This is a genomic window from Halomonas sp. PA16-9 (assembly GCF_009728585.1).
GTDB lineage: Bacteria > Pseudomonadota > Gammaproteobacteria > Pseudomonadales > Halomonadaceae > Vreelandella > Vreelandella titanicae.
Window position 1 is genome coordinate 2,566,684 of the sequence record NZ_CP040451.1, and the last position, 18,522, is coordinate 2,585,205.

17 protein-coding genes and 3 pseudogenes are annotated in these 18,522 nt (G+C 54.2%); 17 read left to right on the forward strand and 3 right to left on the reverse strand.

Annotated elements, in window-relative coordinates; all coding sequences use genetic code 11:
• Positions 1-50: 50 nt before the first annotated feature.
• Together ybgF and FDY98_RS11855 are read left to right on the forward strand one after the other, a co-directional pair.
• Positions 51-845 (forward strand): tol-pal system protein YbgF, encoded by a 795-nt coding sequence (gene ybgF, locus FDY98_RS11850; protein ID WP_022523484.1) that lies wholly within the window; start codon positions 51-53, stop codon positions 843-845.
• A 24-nt stretch (positions 846-869) separates the two neighbouring features.
• Positions 870-1,631, forward strand: coding sequence for a YciK family oxidoreductase (locus FDY98_RS11855; RefSeq protein ID WP_022523483.1), 762 nt, complete (start codon positions 870-872; stop codon positions 1,629-1,631).
• A 64-nt stretch (positions 1,632-1,695) separates the two neighbouring features.
• Here FDY98_RS11855 and FDY98_RS11860 read toward each other — a convergent pair whose 3' ends face one another.
• Complete coding sequence (locus FDY98_RS11860) at positions 1,696-2,364, reverse strand: HAD-IA family hydrolase (RefSeq protein WP_022523482.1); 669 nt, start codon at positions 2,362-2,364, stop codon at positions 1,696-1,698.
• Positions 2,365-3,108 (reverse strand): bifunctional 2-polyprenyl-6-hydroxyphenol methylase/3-demethylubiquinol 3-O-methyltransferase UbiG, encoded by a 744-nt coding sequence (gene ubiG, locus FDY98_RS11865; RefSeq protein ID WP_022523481.1) that lies wholly within the window; start codon positions 3,106-3,108, stop codon positions 2,365-2,367. It lies immediately after the preceding gene.
• Between the two features lie 171 nt (positions 3,109-3,279).
• Between ubiG and galU the strand changes: the two genes are divergently transcribed.
• The 11 genes and pseudogenes from galU (at position 3,280) to FDY98_RS11900 (ending at position 13,560) form a co-directional block, all read left to right on the forward strand.
• Positions 3,280-4,170, forward strand: coding sequence for a UTP--glucose-1-phosphate uridylyltransferase GalU (galU, locus tag FDY98_RS11870; protein ID WP_027959420.1), 891 nt, complete (start codon positions 3,280-3,282; stop codon positions 4,168-4,170).
• Positions 4,171-4,173: 3 nt separating this feature from the next.
• The gene (locus FDY98_RS29510; protein WP_442907919.1) at positions 4,174-4,986 is read left to right on the forward strand and encodes a hypothetical protein; all 813 of its coding nucleotides are present in this window, start codon (positions 4,174-4,176) and stop codon (positions 4,984-4,986) included.
• Entirely contained in the window at positions 4,949-5,464 is a 516-nt protein-coding gene (locus FDY98_RS27885) for a UDP binding domain-containing protein (protein WP_340146884.1), read from the forward strand. Before FDY98_RS29510 ends, FDY98_RS27885 begins: the two co-directional genes overlap by 38 nt.
• 9 nt (positions 5,465-5,473) lie before the next feature.
• Positions 5,474-6,294 (forward strand): annotated as a pseudogene (locus tag FDY98_RS11880) (hypothetical protein).
• Between the two features lie 104 nt (positions 6,295-6,398).
• Positions 6,399-8,250 (forward strand): annotated as a pseudogene (gene tamA / locus FDY98_RS11885) (autotransporter assembly complex protein TamA).
• 9 nt (positions 8,251-8,259) lie between these two features.
• The gene (locus FDY98_RS27890; protein ID WP_340146508.1) at positions 8,260-10,347 is read left to right on the forward strand and encodes a hypothetical protein; all 2,088 of its coding nucleotides are present in this window, start codon (positions 8,260-8,262) and stop codon (positions 10,345-10,347) included.
• Between the two features lie 272 nt (positions 10,348-10,619).
• Positions 10,620-11,279 carry a hypothetical protein gene (locus tag FDY98_RS27895; protein WP_340146509.1) on the forward strand — a complete coding sequence of 220 codons (660 nt, stop codon included), beginning with the start codon at positions 10,620-10,622 and terminating at the stop codon, positions 11,277-11,279.
• On the forward strand, positions 11,195-11,989 hold the full coding sequence (locus FDY98_RS27900) for a translocation/assembly module TamB domain-containing protein (RefSeq protein ID WP_340146510.1): 795 nt from the start codon (positions 11,195-11,197) through the stop codon (positions 11,987-11,989). The genes FDY98_RS27895 and FDY98_RS27900 overlap by 85 nt, the downstream gene beginning before the upstream one ends.
• Complete coding sequence (locus FDY98_RS27905) at positions 11,974-12,309, forward strand: translocation/assembly module TamB domain-containing protein (RefSeq protein WP_340146511.1); 336 nt, start codon at positions 11,974-11,976, stop codon at positions 12,307-12,309. Before FDY98_RS27900 ends, FDY98_RS27905 begins: the two co-directional genes overlap by 16 nt.
• Before the next feature lie 11 nt (positions 12,310-12,320).
• Positions 12,321-12,953, forward strand: coding sequence for a peptide-methionine (S)-S-oxide reductase MsrA (msrA, locus tag FDY98_RS11895; protein ID WP_009286702.1), 633 nt, complete (start codon positions 12,321-12,323; stop codon positions 12,951-12,953).
• 49 nt (positions 12,954-13,002) lie between these two features.
• Positions 13,003-13,560 carry a cytochrome c gene (locus tag FDY98_RS11900; RefSeq protein ID WP_340146512.1) on the forward strand — a complete coding sequence of 186 codons (558 nt, stop codon included), beginning with the start codon at positions 13,003-13,005 and terminating at the stop codon, positions 13,558-13,560.
• Here the strand turns inward: FDY98_RS11900 and can are convergent.
• Entirely contained in the window at positions 13,557-14,204 is a 648-nt protein-coding gene (gene can / locus FDY98_RS11905) for a carbonate dehydratase (RefSeq protein WP_022523472.1), read from the reverse strand. The genes FDY98_RS11900 and can overlap by 4 nt on opposite strands.
• Positions 14,205-14,420: 216 nt before the next feature.
• Here can and gorA point away from each other — a divergent pair.
• The 4 genes and pseudogenes from gorA to FDY98_RS11925 all read left to right on the forward strand — a co-directional run bounded on the left by gorA (position 14,421) and on the right by FDY98_RS11925 (position 18,458).
• Positions 14,421-15,802: pseudogene (gene gorA / locus FDY98_RS11910) on the forward strand (glutathione-disulfide reductase).
• Positions 15,803-16,010: 208 nt separating this feature from the next.
• Positions 16,011-16,589, forward strand: a complete 579-nt coding sequence (gene ectA / locus FDY98_RS11915) for a diaminobutyrate acetyltransferase (protein WP_009286706.1) — start codon at positions 16,011-16,013, stop codon at positions 16,587-16,589.
• A gap of 106 nt (positions 16,590-16,695) precedes the next feature.
• Complete coding sequence (gene ectB, locus FDY98_RS11920; protein WP_009286707.1) at positions 16,696-17,964, forward strand: diaminobutyrate--2-oxoglutarate transaminase; 1,269 nt, start codon at positions 16,696-16,698, stop codon at positions 17,962-17,964.
• A gap of 104 nt (positions 17,965-18,068) precedes the next feature.
• On the forward strand, positions 18,069-18,458 hold the full coding sequence (locus FDY98_RS11925) for an ectoine synthase (protein WP_027959425.1): 390 nt from the start codon (positions 18,069-18,071) through the stop codon (positions 18,456-18,458).
• The last annotated feature ends 64 nt before the right edge of the window (positions 18,459-18,522 follow it).

An 18,522-nucleotide genomic window follows, 5' to 3' on the forward strand; every position in this document is an offset into this window, starting at 1 on the left:
TGAATTCGGCGTGCGGCTTATCGCACGCCGTTTACGTCTACGGAGTCATCATGAATCACAGTCTCAAGCGTTACGTTGAGAGGCTGTGCGGTGCGGGAGCCATAGTGCTCCCGCTGTCCGTATTGCCCCTAACGGCCACCGCTCAACAGCCGCTCGTTCAAGATCTTTCCAACTCTTCCAACAGCAGCTTTTACCAGCAAACGCAGCGCCAGGAAGCGTCCAGCGGTAACCTGGTATTGTTTAACCAGGTGCAGGAGCACCAGCAGGAGATCCAGCAGCTGCGTGGTCAAATTGAAGAGTTACGCCACCAGTTGGAACAGCTGCGTCGTCAATCCCAGCAGCAGTATCTCGATATTGAAGACCGCCTGATGAGCAGCGGCCCAACTCAGATTGAGCAGTCAACACCAGCAGTCGAGCCTGAGGCCGCTGAAGAAGTTGTCAACGCGCCTTCGAGCCGCAATGTCAGTGAGGACGCCCAGGCCGATTACCAAGCGGCTTTTGCGCATGTTCAAGCGCGCCGTTTTGATGAGGCGATTGCGGCCTTTGAGGCTTTTGTTAGCGACCATCCTGATACTAGTCTAACGGCTAATGGTCACTACTGGCTGGGCGAGCTATATGCTGCAGAAGGCGAGCTGGATGCCGCCGACCAGGCATTTAGCCGTGTGATCGAGGAGTACAGCGGCAGCAGTAAAGTGCCGGATGCGATCTATAAGCTAGGCTTAGTGAAAGCGCGTAAAGGCGAAGCAGAGCGCAGCCGTGAGCTACTCGAGCAAGTGCGCGATGACTACCCGCAAAGCAGTGCCGCGGGCCTTGCCAATGACTTTTTACGCCAATCAGCAAGTTAATATCTTTTGCTTCAAGGAATCAGCATGAGCTGCAAGATCGACTATCAACCAGCGCCCAACCTATTGGAAAATCGCATCGTGTTGGTAACCGGCGCAGGGGACGGGATTGGCCGTGCGGCAGCTTTGAGCTATGCCCAACACGGAGCCACCGTGATTCTATTGGGGCGCACTATTGCCAAGTTAGAGCGCGTTTACGATGAAATCGAAGCGGCCGGTGGGCCCCAGCCAGCGATTTTTCCGCTCAACTTTGAAGGCGCTACGCTAAAAGATTTTCATGATATGGCGGAAACGCTGGATAAAGAGTTTGGCCGTTTGGACGGGGTGTTGCATAACGCTGGGTTGTTGGGTCGCATCACGCCTTTCGAGCAGTATAACCCTGAGCTCTGGCAGCAGGTGATGCAGGTGAATATCAATGGGCCCATCTGGATGACCCAGGCACTATTGCCGCTACTGCAGGCGTCTGACGATGCATCGGTGATATTCACCTCCTCCAGCGTTGGCCGTAAAGGCCGCGCCTATTGGGGAGCGTACTCGGTCTCTAAGTTTGCCACCGAAGGGTTTGTCGAGGTGTTGGCCGACGAATTGGATAACCAGTCCACGGTACGCGTTAATTCACTCAATCCGGGTGCCACACGGACTCAAATGCGGCGTACCGCGTTCCCCGGTGAGGATCCCTTCACACTACGCACCCCGGAAGACATCATGCCTACCTACTTATGGCTTATGGGGCCAGACAGTGCAGGCACCAACGGTCAAAAGCTTGATGCCCAGCCGCCACGGGTATAGCGCTTACTTTTAAACCCCTTATCAGCACGTCGATGCCCGCCGGTACTTACGCTTGAAATTGTCGCTAGCGTCTGAAACCGTTAAGGGCATCGACCAGCGCGTGACACTCTCCAAACCATAAGTCAGCAGGCCACTGTTGATAGTCATCCTCTGCGCTGATATAGCCGTAGCCAACGGCCACGGCCGTCATCCCCGCAGCGACGGCGGCCTCGATATCCCGTGCATGGTCGCCGATGTACCAGCACTGACCCGGCTCAACGCCTAGCCGCCGGGCAGCTTCCCAGAGCGGCTCAGGGGCTGGCTTTTTTACACTCAGGTCATCTGCACATAGTAGGGCGCCCGGCTGAAGCGCCAATGCGTCCAATAACGGTAGCGTATAGCGACGCGGTTTATTGGTCACAATCCCCCAGGGTCGTTGGTTGCCATGCCACTCTTTCAGCCATACATCGAGCGGCGAGAAGACCTGGCTGTGCACCGCGACCGCCTGCTCGTAGGCATCCAGCAAGAACTGGCGTGCTTGAGTATGTCCATCCGCTGTCGCTTCTAACCCTAGCGCCAGCGTCACCAGCGCACTACCGCCGTTAGAGACCTGGCGGCGGATCACTTCAAAGGGAAGTGGCTCTAAGTCGTGGTGAATACGTAGCGCATTGGTTGCGTGGGCTAAATCTGGAGCGGTATCGACCAGGGTGCCGTCTAGATCGAAGAGAATCGCTTGGGGCGCTTGCATCGGCATTTAATCGCTCACCTTACGGCAGTACATCATGTAGTTGACCGAAACATCATGGCTTACCAAACGATAGTGCCGGGTTAGCGGATTGTAGGTAAGCCCCGTCTGCTCACGCACTTCTAAGCCACAGTCGCGAGACCAGGCGGCCATTTCTGAAGGGCGAATAAATTTCGCGTAGTTATGCGTACCCCGGGGGAGCAGTCTAAGCACGTACTCGGCGCCTAGAATGGCAAACGCATAGGACTTGGCGGTGCGATTCAGCGTAGAGAAAAACACATAGCCGCCAGGGCGAACCAGGGCGCTGCAGGCACGAATGACGGAGGCGGGGTCGGGTACGTGCTCAAGCATCTCCATGCAGGTCACTGCATCGTAAAAACCGGGCTTTTGAGCCGCCATGGCTTCCACACTGATGTGCTGATAATCGATCTCGACACCGCGATCTTCCGCGTGCAGCCTAGCCACCGCTAAAGGTGCTTCACCGAGATCAATACCGGTTACTTTAGCCCCGCGGTTGGCCATTGATTCGCTCAAAATGCCGCCGCCACAGCCCACATCCAGCACTTTTTTTCCTGCCAAGCCCGCACGCGCATCAATAAAATCGAGCCGCAAAGGGTTAATCTCGTGGAGTGGTTTAAATTCACCCTGCGGATCCCACCAGCGGCTAGCAAGCGCTTCAAATTTGGCGACTTCTGCTGCATCGACATTGCCTTGATAGTGACCAGCAGTGCTATCCTGTGGTGTCGCTTGCATGTTGTGACTCCCATTGTCGTTACGCATTAAGCGAAGAGTTGACGCTTAGTTACTGGTTATTATCCATTTGCACTGGTTATCGTCCATTGGCGAGGTGGCATCCATCCACGCCTTCAGTATTATGGACATTCTAACCACTCCTGTGTCGGAACGCATGAAAAGGACCTCTTTATGATTCGCAAGGCCGTACTTCCTGTTGCTGGGTTTGGCACCCGCTGCTTACCGGCTTCGAAGGCTATTCCCAAGGAGATGATTACGATTGTCGATAGGCCGGTTATTCAATATGTGGTCGAAGAAGCCATTGCCGCGGGTATTCGTGAGATTGTGCTGGTCACCAGTAGTAATAAAAGCGCTATTGAAAACCACTTTGACACCCACGCCGAGCTAGAAGCCAGCCTGGAAGCGAAAGGTAAACACGAGCTTTTGGCGATGTTGCGCAATTTGGTGCCTGATGATGTCAGCATTATCAGTATTCGTCAGGGTGTACCGCTGGGGTTAGGCCATGCGGTGCTATGCGCTCGCCCGATCATCGGCGACGACGAACCTTTTGCAGTGCTGCTTCCCGATGTGCTGGTCGACAACAGCGCCAACCAAACTACCGACTTGGCCGGCATGTTGGCAGCTTATGACCAACAGAAAACGGCGCAGCTAATGGTGGAAGAGGTGGCTTGGGAGCAAGTTGAGAAGTATGGCATCGTGGCACCCGCTGGCGATGTGCCTGCACCTAACCAATCGGCAGATCTTGTGGGAATGGTGGAAAAGCCAAAGCGCGATGCAGCGCCTTCAAACCTAGCCGTGATTGGTCGCTACGCGCTGCCAGGCCATATTTTCTCCATTTTAGAAGCCACCAAGCCCGGTGCCGGTGGCGAAATTCAGCTCACTGATGCGCTGGAGACCCTGCGCGAACAGTCGGGGGTGCAGGCATACCGTATGCAGGGCACGACCTACGATTGTGGCCAGCCGCTGGGTTATCTTGAAGCCACACTTGCCTACGCGCGGCGTCACCCCGAGTTTGGTGAGGGTTTCCAAGCCCTGTTATCACGTTACCAACAAGGAGAGTAACCCATGCGGGTGTTGCTTTACGGTAGCGAATTGAGCGCAGCGACGGCCGCCGCTGCGTTGGCCTGGGTCGGGCATCAGGTGCAGTGGTTGCCGCACGCTGACGCCCCCTGGTCAGCACTTTCCCGAGTGGACTGGCTGCGCAGCGAACCTCAGCTGATGGCTCATCTGGAGCAGGGTTTGGCGGATGGGACACTGCAGGTCATTGAGCAGCTTAAAGAGGCGCGCACGCCTGAAGTGATCTGGCTGGCGTTATCTCCTGCGCAGCGTAGTTCAGCCAGTGCGTTGGTTGAAGACCCGCTATTGGTCGATCAGCAGGGCATAGTGCTTATCAATAATTCAACGTTTCCGGTCGGCGAGACCGAGCGCCTGCATGCACTGATGGGCATGCAGCACACCAGCGTGGCACTCCCAGATACGTTGGAAGAGGGGCGGGCGTGGGAGTCGTTTACCCGCCCCACTAGGCGGCTGCTAGGTTGCGATGATGCCACTGGTGAGCAGGTGACCAGGGAACTATTACGCGCCTTTAATCGCCGCAGCGAAGTATTTCAGTGTATGCCGCGCCGCGCTGCAGAGCTCACCAAGCTGGCAATTAACGGCATGCTGGCTACCCGTATCAGTTATATGAATGAAATTGCTGGCTTGGCTGATACCCTGGGGTGGATGTTGAACATGTCCGCCAGGGAATGGGCGCTGACTCACGGATCGGGTTTGAGTATCTCTACCCCGGATGTGGGTTTGGCGGGCCGAATTCTCCCGGGATTTGATGCGCTTGGCCGATGTGCAACTGCAAAGTGGTCGCTATTCAGCACTGCTTGAGCAGGTAATGGATATTAACGAGCAGAAGAAAGAGACCCTGTTTCGCAAACTGTGGGCTCACTTTGCAGGTGAGCTGGCGGGTAAAACCGTGGCGATATGGGGTGCGGCGTTTAAGCCCGGCACAGCGCGTATTGACCACGCCCCGGTATTAACGCTGCTTGAGGCTCTTTGGGCGCAAGGAATTAAAGTTCAGCTCCACGACCCAGCAGCAGTGCCAGCTCTTCATGCCTTGGTGGGCGAACGTGACGACCTGCGCACCTATACGCATGACCCTTACCAAGCCTGTGAGGGGGCCGATGTACTGATGCTGGTGACTGAATGGAAAACGTATTGGAACCCGGACTGGCACCGACTCGGCTCGCTTTTAAACGCTAAGCTCGTACTAGACGGACGCAATATTTACGACCCTGAGTTCGTTGCCAGCTGTGGATTAATGTACCGAGGTATTGGCCGCCGTGCCGACCCGAAGACTCTTTGAGGAAATGTCATGCCAGACGCTACCGCATCCTCTCGTATTGTGCCCGATGTGGATCAAAGCTTGACTGCGCAACACTTGCGTCACCGAAAGGGGCCCACGCTATGGCCACTATGGCTATGTTTGCTACTGATCATTGCGCTTATGGCGCGGCGGCGGCTGGACTTTGGTATGAACGTGAACGACTGCTGGGTGAGCTGCACCGGGTAAGTGGGGAAGTCTCCAATGTGCACGCTCGGTTGGATTCGGATGACACGGATGTACAAGATACGATAACCTTTGTACAAGCTCAGATGTCGACGCTTTTCCAAGAGCAGGAGCAGCTGTCAGTGTCGTTGGCCGCTACTCGGGAAGAGTTGTACGGTTTTCTCACTTCTAGCGAGGATACTGTCTCTAGTGATTCCATCAATACACTGTTGCAGCAGTTGTCTCAACTTAGAGAGCAAGCCGAACTGCGCGACAGTCAATTAATGGCGGTGAGGGAATCTCTTGACGCCTTGGAACAAACGGGTTCCTCGGGTCGTCAAAATCTTGTTGAGGAAGTCTCCCATCTGGAGCAATTGACCGAACGGCGCATCAATGGCCTGGATAGTCAGCTCAACAGTGTCAGTAGCGCTTGGGAAGAGCAGCTATCAGCACAAAGAGCAGCGTTCGAGGCACGCTTTAATGAGCTGGAAACATCCGTTGCAGAGATAGAAGCGCCCGCAGATCAAGCAGCCCTGGAAGCATTGGAGCAGGAGTGGTCTCAACGGCTGAATTCGCTGGAAAGCGATGTGCGCCAAGTACGCCAGGCGCAGCTTGCTTTCAGTGCCCAGCTAGAGATGTTGCGTTAATAAGGCGCGACGGAAGTATGAGTGTGATTGCTTAATCTTTAACATGCTAATGCGTTGAAATGCTTAGGCGATGAAGCCGCTGATTTAGGTTGGGATAAAAATGTATGGGAAGACAACGGCGATGGACATCAGCCACAAAGCGCACCGTTACTGTTGTGCTACCGCTGTTATGCGTATCACCTAGCGCATGGGCATTAGAAGCGACTGTCACGGGTGTTTCCGATGAGGTCGAAGGCAACATCCAAGCCTACTTACAGAATATCGATGCGGCACAATATACCGAGGTGCGTTTAGAGGGTGAGATCCGCCGACGCACCGAGGAAGCAATGCGTGTTTACGGCTATTACGAACCCGAGATAACCCTTGAGCGCGCCACTGATAAACGTGCGTGGCTGGAAATCGAGCCCGGCCCTCAGGTTGAAATTGAAATTCTGTCAATCAATGTGGAAGGCGAGGCGAGTGAAGACCCACCTTTCCAACAGGCCGTAGAGGACTTTCCCTTGGAAGAAGGGGATGTGTTGCGGCACGCCCCCTGGGATCGATTAAGCAGCCAGTTTTCGGGGCTGGCTATTGAGCGCGGTTACTTTGACTGGGGGTTTACCGATCGACGCATGGAAGTGCGTCCGTATCTGCAAAGTGCGCGCCTGTATATGGATTTTGACAGTGGCCCACGCTACCAATTTGGTGAATCCTCCATTACCGGAAGCCATATTGAGCTTGATCGATTGCGTCGCATGCAGCCCTTCGAGCCGGGCGACCCCTATTTGGCGCAGACCCTGGCAGACTATAATCGGTCGCTTGCGGAAACCGGCTGGTTTAGCTCGGTCTCGGTGCGTCCGCGCCTTGAGACCGCCCAAGAGTTGGTTATTTCTCCTCCTGGCGGTGGTGCCCCCTGGTGGAGTGAAGCCACCGCCTCTCAGCCGGAGCGCCCGAGAGTCACCAGTGCTGCTTTGACCAGCGCGCTAAGTCTTAATAAGCCCAGTGATACCCAATTGCCTATCGATGTCAGTGTTGAACCTGCTGATCGCCATCAGTTTGAAGTGGGTATTGGTTACGCCACCGATGTAGGGCCACGGCTGCGCTTTGGTTGGGATCAACCATGGATTAACCGCTTTGGTCATAGCCTTGATCACGACCTCTATTTATCTGCCCCAGAGCAGCGTTTTACCGGGGTATATAATGTGCCACTGGAAGACCCGCTTCGCGACAGCTATCGGCTTCAGTACGGGGTTCGTAATGTCGATGACAGCGACACCAAGTCGTTAGAAGGCACTGTCGAGCTAGCCCGGCGTTGGGAGTTTGATAACGATTGGGTGCAAACGATCTATTTCCGCACTACTTATGAAGACTTTGAACAGGGCGGCGAAGCGGATCAAGTATGGCTGTTTTATCCAGGTATTCAGTGGTCGCGTACGCGGACACGCCCTCAGCGCTTTCCGTTATGGGGTGATCGCCAGCAGCTCTCGTTAGAGTATTCGGATACCGTTTGGGGTTCGGATGCGACATTCGCTCGTATCACGGGGGATACGGAGTGGATCCGCATGATTGGCAACGATAACCGCTTCTTGGCACGTATTAGCTTAGGCGCCATTGAAACCGATGATTTTGCCAAAATACCGCCATCGCTGCGCTTTTTCGCGGGTGGCGACCGCAGTGTGCGTGGTTACTCCTATGAGAGCTTATCTCCCCGCAACGACGAGGGCCGACTGCGAGGTGGGCAGCAAATGCTCACCTCGACCCTGGAGTATCAGCGTCGCGTGACGGGGGATTGGTGGGGGGCCACGTTTAGATAACGGCGATGCGTTTGATAACTGGGGGCCTAATGATTTGAAAACGGGCGCCGGGGTCGGGGTACGTTGGGTCTCGCCGGTGGGGCCAATTCGTTTTGACATCGCCCACCCTTTTGACCACGAAGACGATTGGCGTTTGCACTTTTCTATCGGACCGGAATTCTAGGAGAGAGACTTGTCTCAGGTTGAACCAGCTGCGTCTGATAAACGCCGTATGTTGTCTCCAAAGTATCGTGCCTGGCTACTGTTCTGGAGCCTTGTGCGTCTTGTAATCGTGTTGCCTATTTGGCTGTTCGGTATTGTGGCGCTGATTGTCGGGGTGGCGTTATCACCCTGGGGCACTGGGGTGCTGCTCTCGCAGGGGGAGCAGCGTGATTTTTTCTCCTACACGCATCATGAAGGCGGCTTGCTCGACCATTTCCAGCTCGAAGATTTCCAGCTACAGCTAGGCGAAACCCGTATAACCGTGGATGAGTTCGAACTCCAGTGGGCAGATGACTGTGTTCTGTCAGGGCGCCTATGCATCGACACACTGCGTGTGGTGGGCGCCGACATCCAGCTAGGCCCATCCAGTGAGCAAGCGCCACCTCCCGAAGAGGAAGAGAGCCCGCTGACTATTCGTTTTCCTTTCCCCATCGAACTACGTTCTTTGTTGCTGGACGATGTTAACCTCAGGCTTGCCGATGGTACCGAAGTAGCGTGGCGCTCGTTAAGCTCGGCAGCCACCGCTGAAGGAAACACAGTACGCCTCTCGCCAACCCATTTGGAGCAGCCTCGTGTCTATTTGCCACCTTCCCCAGGTGTTCTGCTAACCCAGGGCATTGAAACGCCGCTTTATGCTGAAGCCATCGATGCCGCTATCTTGCTCAACCAACCACCCCAAGAAGCCGTGGCGTCGGTGGAATCTCCAGAGCAGCAGCTTGAAGAACGCGAACGCCTGGAACTACCAGAGATCACGCTACCGGTTGATATCCAGATACCTGAATTCACGCTCAACGATTTTCGATTGGAAGGGGCTACCGAGTACCGCGTCGAGCGACTGCGGCTTGGGCTGTTAACCGAAGGTGATAACGTCGAAGTAACTGAGCTTTCCGTTGTTACCCCGGATGCTGAGGCGGAATTAACCGCGAACGCCACTCTAACCGGCAACTACCCACTCGAAGCTCGCTTGGGCGTCGAACTATTTTTACCTGAGATATACCCTGAGCTAAGTGGCGAAGCTTTAACCTTAACGCTGTCTGGTCCACTGGATGCGCTTGAAGCGCAGTTGGATGCCTCTGGCGCGGTCAATGCGTCCTTGAGGGGGCAAGTCGATGCACTCGCCCCGACGCTGCCGTTTCAACTGCAGCTACAAAGTGACCAAGTTCAGTGGCCGCTGCCTGTCAGCGCAGATGAGAGTAGCAATGAAAGCGTCGATGACAGCACTGAAGAAGAGACAGCCCAAGCCTATATAGTCGATGACCTGGATCTACAGGTCACCGGCAGCCTGAGCGATTATAGTGCTCAATTGGCTCTGGCGGTTGAGGGCCCGAGCCTGCCGCGCACTCAAATTAACGTTACCGGAGAGGGCGATCTCGAGCAGTTTAGCTGGCAACCGCTCACCCTCGCAGTCGACGAAAGCTCCCTGCGCAGCGAAGGGAACATCAGTTGGGTTGCACCGCTACAGGTCAACACCACTATTCGTCTGGATCAGTTTAACCCTGCCCACTTCGTGGATCAGCTTGAGGGTAATTTAAACGGCGACATCGAGCTTACGCTGAGGCAGCAAGAGGATCAGTGGGCAGTTAGCGTACCCAACTTAGCGATTGACGGTGAACTGCGCGACTACCCGCTAACCCTGCAAGCGGCCTTTGATGCTAACAGCAACCTGGAGCTGGAGATTGACGAGTTGCTGTTTACCCAGGGGGAGAATCGCTTAACAGCAGAGGGGCAAATTAGCGAACAGGCCATGTCGTTAAACGCGGACATTGCACTACGCCAGTTGCAAACACTATCGCCAGACTTGGCGGGCACTATCGTCGGTACGCTAGAAGCCAGCGGTAGTTTTAATCAACCGCAATTACTCGCCAATTTACAGGGTGATGGCGTGCGTTTTGGTCAGAATCGTATTGAACGGCTTGTCCTAGATGCTGATGTACAGGGCATTGATGATCCTTCCCTCGACGTACAGCTCGCACTACAAAACGTCAATGCTGGGGGGCAGGCCCTTGCAAACATAGAGGCCAATTTGGCCGGGCGCTCTCTGAGCATCAGCTTGAACTGACCGCCCAGGGCACAGACAACAGCGTTTTAAGCCGTGCGCTGATTGCCCTGGAAGGCCGCTTTGACCAGCAAGACCAGCTTTACCAAGCCCGCGTAACGCCACTGGAAGTTGATTCTGAGGCGGGGGATATTCGTCTTGAAGCGCCTCTAGACCTGCGCTATGACCTAGCCAATGGTCAGGCGCGCCTATCGCCGTTCTGCCTGCGCCGGGAGCAAGGTGGGCTAGTCTGTTCTGAAGAGGAGATCACTGCCTCTGCGCAACAGGGCAACGCCGTGCTTTCGGTACGTGAAGTGCCAATGGAAATGCTGGAGCCCTTTTTGCCTGAAGAGTGGCAGTTAGAGGGGGATACAACCGCGGATCTTGTTGCCAACTGGCGTCAAGGGGGTGCCCAGTGGCAGGCAGATCTACAAATTCTTAGCGAACTCGCCATTACCGCCGTTAATGATTATGGCCAGCCTGTGCAACTGCCAGAAGTCAGTTTCGACGCTCAGATCGAGGCCAACCAAGCTCAGGCGAATACCAATGTGTCGCTTTCGCTTGCCGAAGCGGGCGATATCAACTTGGACCTAGCGGTTAATGATCCCTTGGGGGCCGGCGCGTTAACTGGCGAGCTGCGTGCAGAAGATGTTTCGCTGCAGCCCTATCGATCCATGTTGGTAGGAATGGAGCGACTGGAGGGCGAATTAACGGGCAACGTCCAAATTACTGGCACCACCGCCGCGCCTGACTTACAAGGCCAGCTTGGACTGTGCGGTATAGGAGTAAGTGGCCCGGATATTCCTGTCGATATTCAGGGTGGCGAACTGGTGGTCTCTTTCGACGGTGAACAGGGGATATTGACGGCTACTTGGCCGCTGAGCGCGGGCGTTTGGAAATCACCGGTGATGCATATTGGCCAAGCAGTGATGATTGGCGGATTGGCGTCGATCTGAATGCTGTGCAGGAGCCTATCCTGGTCGTTTTGCCCCAGTTTGGACGTCTTGAAGTAGCGCCTGATATCCGTATCCGGGTCACGCCGGAAAGGCTGCAAGTGAGGGGGGATGTGAATTTACCCTGGGCACGGCTTGAAATTGGCGATATGCCCTCATCAGCAGTCACCCCAAGTGGCGATGAAGTGATTATTACCGAGCGCGACGATCGCCAGGCCGAAATTGAGGCTCAGCGAGCGGCTGCCAATGAGGATGATCCAAGTGCCGCGGACGAGCTTGCCGCCACCGGTATGGCCATTGACGTACTGGTGACCTTAACGTTGGGTAGCGATATGCAAATTTCAGCCTACGGCTTGGAATCTGGCTTGGGAGGCGCGCTGGAAATTCGCCAAAGCAGCGGCGCGTTACAGTTATTCGGCGACGTTAATTTGGTCGATGGTCGTTTCCAGGCTTTCGGCCAAGACCTGGTTATCCGCCGCGGTGAACTGCTGTTTAGTGGGCCACCCGGTCTACCTACGCTCGACTTCGAGGCCATTCGCAACCCTGACATTACCGAAGATGACGTTATTGCGGGCTTGCGGGTAACAGGTAGTGCCGAATCTCCGAACGTACTGATCTTTTCTGAACCGGCGATGGATGAATCCCGTGCGCTCTCTTACCTGTTACGGGTCGCGCACCTGATGCTTCTGGGGGCGGTGTGGATAGCGCACTGACTACCGCGCTGATAGGCATGTCGTTAGGGCGCACCGGTGGGGCGGTTGGTTCCATTGGTGAAGCCTTCGGCATTGATGACTTAACTCTGGACACCACTGGGGCTGGCGATGATAGCCAAGTCGCTGTCAGTGGCCAACTCACCGATGATCTTAGAATTAGTTACGGTGTGGGAATTTTCTCGCCAATTGCCGAACTAACACTACGCTACACGCTGTGGCGTAACCTTTATGTACAGGCCGTCTCGGGTACCAACCAAGCGGTGGACTTAATCTACACCTTTACCCGTTCCGGTAATCCTGAAATCATTCAGCAGCAATAAGTGAGGGTGATATGTCACTATTTTCAAACGCTAGCTCAGGTTCAGGCCGTGTACTGCCTGGACGTGATACGCCCATAGAAACCAGTCAGGTGCATACCATTAATGGGCACTCGATACATCCTCCGTTTCCCGAAGGCCACGAGGAGATCGTGCTAGGCATGGGGTGTTTCTGGGGCGTTGAACGCCTGTTTTGGCAGTTGCCAGGAGTCTATGTCACTGCGGTGGGGTATGCCGGTGGTGAGACACCTAACCCCACCTACGACGAGACATGCACGGGGCGTACTGGCCACACCGAAGTGGTACGGGTGGTTTATGACCCACAGCAAGTCGAGCTGGAAACGTTGTTGCAGGTTTTCTGGGAAGGGCACGACCCGACCCAGGGCAATCGCCAGGGGAACGATATTGGCTCGCAGTATCGCTCCGCCATTTTTACCACCAGCCAAGCGCAGCAAACGGTAGCCGAGCAGAGTGCGGCAGCGTACCAACAGGCGCTCGACAAAGCGGGCAGAGGGGCAATCACTACTGAGATTAAGCCGCTAGAAACATTTTATTACGCAGAGGCTTACCATCAGCAGTACCTGGATAAAAACCCTCATGGCTACTGCGGCTTAAAAGGTACGGGTGTCACCTGCCCGATAGGTTAAAACGTGCGCACTAAACCTTTGACTACCGAATCATCGACAGGAAGCCATTATGCAGCAACGCCATTACCTGAAGTGGGCTTCCCCCCGCGGCACGGCAGCCAGCGCTTTAGCATTAATGCTCTGCACGCCGCTGGCTTGGGCAGGCGAGGAAACGAGCGCCCTGGCCATGCCCCAAGCCGTCAGCGACACGCCATTCGCAAGTGAGCGCGAAGCCGTGGTTTGGCGCCGAGAAGAGCTTAAAGATATTGAAAGTCTGGTGCGTCAGCTGCGCTTTGATCTAATCAATAATCAAGATCTTGAGGCTGCAATGCCGCGGTTACTTGAGCTGCAAGAGCGTGCCAGCGCTGATCGTTTGCTACCTGCGTTTATTGAGGGCACCCACGGCAGTGGTTCTGAAGCGCGGGCATCCATATGGGAAGAGTGGGGTGAGTTCGCCGCCGGTTTTAGCGATCTGGAGGATAAAATCGCTAATTTAATTGATGTAGCCGAGCAAGAGGATACTCGAAACACTGCCCGAGCGCTTTCAGAAGTGGCGCGAGCTGTAAGAGCTGCCATCGTGCCTACCGCTACGACTAAGCGTAGCGGTAGGCATTGGGGGAGTGCTTAATCGCCTTGCTGGATGCGGTCAATACGGTAAAGTGTTTCCACTTGTTCTAAACCACTTACGGTGCAGTTAAGATCTTTAACGCGGCCATCGCTTAATCCGTAGACCCAGCCATGCACCGAAATCTGCTGACCTCGCTGCCAAGCGCGCTGCAAAATTTTGGTGCGGCACAAACTGTTTACCTGGGCTTTCACGTTGAGCTCGCACATGCGATCGATTTGATCTTCCAGTGGGAGGTGGTCAAGCGAATTCCTGTGATGGTTGTACTGTTCGCGCACTGAGTGCAGCCAGTAATCCACCACGCCACATTCGCCTCCCATCATGGCGGCCTTAATGCCCCCGCAGCCATAGTGACCGACAATCATGATATGGCTGACTTTAAGAACATCTACCGCGAACTGAACCACCGAGAGGGCGTTCATATCGGTGTGGTGTAGCAAGTTGGCGACGTTGCGGTGTACGAAAACTTCCCCAGGCGGGAGTGCAATAATTTGATTCGCCGGTACTCGGCTGTCGGAGCAGCCAATCCATAAATAATCGGGGTTCTGCTGGTTCGAAAGGCGCTTAAAGTAGTCGGGGTCTTCTTCGCACATACGCTCAGCCCAGGCGCGATTATTGTCGAGTAGCGTCGCAATAGGGTCAGACATAGCGTCTCCAGAAAAGTTAAAGGGCGTTAAGTCGCTGGTAGATAAGCGGGTTATCAAAGCCCTACTCAGGGTGGAATTAGGCCTTGTATAACCTAGGCCAGTACAAATAGCAGCAGAAGGTTTTAACCTTCCCGGGTAGTCAGGTCAACCACTGCACTTGACCAATGGGCAACCCGATATTGATTCATACGAATTCTAACTCCCCAGGAGCAAATCATGGCAGACGTTTCTGAATACGAATATGACCTTCTGGTTATTGGCGCAGGCTCTGGTGGTGTACGCACCGCGCGTATGGCCGCGGCTACCGGCGCCAAAGTGGCCATTGCCGAAGATCGCTACCTGGGCGGAACCTGTGTCAACGTTGGCTGTGTGCCCAAGAAGCTTTACTCCTACGCTGCCCATTTCCATGACAGTTTTGATGATGCGGCAGGTTTTGGCTGGCAGCTGCCTGGCCCCGCCAGCTTCGATTGGGCCACACTGCGCGATAACAAAATCAGTGAAATCAAACGTCTGAATGGCATTTATCAGCGCATGCTGGAAGGCGCTGGAGTAACGCTCTTCAATGCACGAGCACGCTTGGCCGATGCACACACGGTGACCTTAAGCGGCGAGCATGGCGATATATCGGTGACTGCACAAAAAATCGTTCTGGCTACTGGTGGATGGCCCTGGGTACCCGATTTTCCTGGCAGTGAACACGCACTGGATTCCAATCAGATTTTTGATCTAGATACTTTTCCTAAGCGCTTTTTAGTGCTTGGCGGTGGCTATATTGCGGTGGAATTTTCGAGTATCTTTAATGGTCTGGGCAGCGAGACGCACCTCATCTACCGTGGCGAGCTGTTTTTAAAAGGCTTTGATCAACAGGTTCGCGAGTTCACCTGCGCGGAAATGGAAAGAAAGGGAGTCAACCTCCATTTCAACACTAACATCGAGCGTATTGAGCGCAGCCAAGACGGCTACAATGTTCACCTTACCAACGGCAACGTGCTTGAAGTCGATGTGGTGCTCGCAGCCACAGGGCGCAAGGCGAATATCCGTGAGCTAGGGCTTGAAGCGTTGGGCCTATGCCTGGATGAGGCGGGCAAAATCCCCGTAAACGAGCGGTTTGAAACAGCGCTGCCTTCAATTTTAGCCTTGGGCGACCTGACGGCTGGGCCGGAATTAACACCGGTAGCACTGGCTGAGGCGATGCAGCTTGTCGACGCCCACTTTGCCGATACGGCTCCCAAGCCGTTGGACTACACTACGATCCCTACCGCCGTTTTTTGCCATCCCAACATCGGTACCGTGGGTCTTTCCGAGGAGGCCGCGCGGGAAAAATTCACCCATATTCGCGTGTATAGCACCGATTTTCGCGCCATGAAGCACACCCTATCAGGTAGCCAAGAGCGCACCTTAATGAAGCTGGTCGTGGACGATGCTACCGATGTAGTCGTAGGGGCCCATATGGTCGGAGATGACGCGGGTGAAATTATTCAGGGAATTGCTATCGCGGTAAGAGCTGGCCTTACCAAGCAGGACTTTGACCGCACCGTAGGCATCCACCCAACGGGGCCGAGGAGTTCGTCACGCTGCGTACGCTGACACGCAGATAAGCATATTAAAAGTGAAGGCGTGCCCATGGGCGCGCCTTTTTTTGTAGGCTACTTGCACTATTCTAAAAGAGATAGCGGTGAGCGGTGGTTATGCTACTCGATCATAACAAAAAATTATGGAAAGCGAGGTGTAGAATAATATGATTTTTGAATTGCTCATAATCAGCTGTTATAATGAACATCAAATTCGCTACAGCGAAGCATAACTATGAGTACGCCGACACAACCTTTTACCCCCTCTGCTGACCTTGCTAGGCCAACGGTGGCTGATGCTGTTGTGGGTCATGCGGAGATGCCGCTGTTTATTCGCAAACCCAATGCGGATGATGGCTGGGGAGTTTACGAGCTGGTCAAAGCTTGCCCTCCGCTGGATGTGAATTCAGCCTACGCTTACTTGCTACTGGCGACTCAGTTTCGTGATACCTGCGCAGTGGCTACCAATGAAGAGGGCGAAATCGTTGGTTTTGTTTCTGGCTATGTTAAGGATAATGCTCCAGACACCTACTTTTTATGGCAAGTGGCTGTCGGTGAAAAAGCACGTGGTACAGGGCTAGCGCGACGCTTGGTCGAGGCTATTATGTCCCGCCCTGAGCTTGATGATGTGCATCACCTTGAAACCACCATCACCCCTGACAATCTAGCCTCTTGGGGCTTATTCCGTCGCTTGGCGGCACGCTGGCATGCGCCGCTCAATAGCCGCGAATACTTCTCTACCGAACAGCTCGGAGGAGAGCATGACCCGGAAAACCTGGTTCGTATCGGCCCGTTCCAAACAGATCGCATCTAATACGTCGTTTTGCTAGATACACGTATCGGACTTACCGTTTTTCCCGCTCATGTTGCTTCGGGCAAGTAATGCCTAAAGTTAAAATGATCAACCAAGGAGGTCGCTAATGCAGACCCAGACGCTTGAACGCATGGAATCCAATGTACGTACTTATTCTCGTTCGTTTCCGGTGGTGTTTACCAAAGCGCAAAATGCGCGTCTAACCGATGAGAATGGCCGTGAGTACATTGATTTCCTCGCCGGCGCGGGCACGCTGAACTACGGCCACAATAATCCGCACATGAAACAGGCGATGATTGATTACCTGTCGACTGACGGTGTTGTTCACGGTTTGGATATGTGGACCAATGCCAAGCGTGATTATCTTGAAACGCTGGAAGAAGTTATTTTCAAGCCACGCGGGCTGGATTATAAAGTGCATCTGCCTGGCCCAACCGGTACCAATGCCGTAGAGGCCGCTATCCGCTTGGCTCGTGTGGCTAAAGGCCGTCACAACATTGTCACCTTCACCAATGGTTTCCACGGCGTCACCATGGGGGCTTTGGCGACCACGGGTAATCGTAAATTCCGTGAAGCCACGGGTGGCATACCCACCCAGGGCGCTAGCTTCCTGCCTTACGATGGCTACATGGGTGAGCATACCGATACCCTGGATTATTTTGAAAAGCTGCTCAGCGACAAATCTGGTGGTCTGGATATTCCAGCGGGTGTCATCATTGAAACCGTGCAAGGTGAGGGCGGTATTAACGTTGCAGGCTTGGAGTGGTTAAAGCGTCTCGAAGGGATCTGCCGTGCCCACGACATTCTGCTGATTATTGATGATATTCAGGCAGGCTGTGGCCGTACGGGTAAGTTCTTTAGCTTCGAACACGCGGGTATTACACCTGACATTATTACCAACTCGAAATCGCTCTCCGGTTTTGGCCTGCCATTTGCCCATGTGTTGATGCGCCCAGAGCTGGATAAATGGAAACCGGGTCAATATAACGGCACTTTCCGTGGTTTCAGCCTGGCGATGGTGACTGCCACCGCTGCGTTGAAAAAATACTGGACTAATGACACCTTTGAGCGTGATGTTCAGCGCAAAGGGCGTATTGTAGAAGAGCGCTTCCAGAAGTTAGCAGCGCTGTTAACGGAGCACGGCATGCCTGCCACTGAACGTGGTCGTGGCTTGATGCGCGGTATTGACGTCGTGTCGGGTGATATTGCCGATAAAATTACCAGTAAAGCCTTTGAGCATGGTCTGGTAATCGAAACCAGTGGTCAGGATGGTGAAGTGGTTAAGTGCCTATGCCCGCTAACCATTAGCGATGAAGATCTGCTGAAAGGTTTGGATATTCTCGAAATGTGCGTTAAGGCTGTTGCTAGCGAATAACCTGACGGTAGGATTAAGCGTTACGCTGAAGCAGTAGCTCACAGTTTTTTAGTTAGGGATATAGCGGCTGGTAGTCACCAGCTGCTTTGCTAAGGAGTACTCCTATGATCGTTCGTAATATTGAAGAAGCGCGTAAAACAGAGCGCCTAGTGACCGCCGAAAATGGTAACTGGGACAGCACGCGCCTGGTGTTGGCCAACGACGGTGGAAACTTTTCTTTCCATATCACACGAATTTTCGAAGGCACTGAGACTCATATTCATTACAAACATCACTATGAGTCTGTGTACTGCATCGAAGGCGAGGGCGAGGTAGAAACACTCGCTGATGGCAAGATTTGGCCTATCAAGCCGGGTGATATCTACATCCTCGACCAGCACGATGAACATCTGCTGCGTGCGCATAAAACCATGCACCTAGCATGTGTATTTACACCGCCGATTACGGGCAACGAAGTTCACCAGGAAGATGGCTCATACGCAGCCCCAGAGTAAATCGTGCTAGCGTGAGATAGATAAGAAGGCAGCCTGCTAAATATGCGGGCTGCCTTTTTTGATC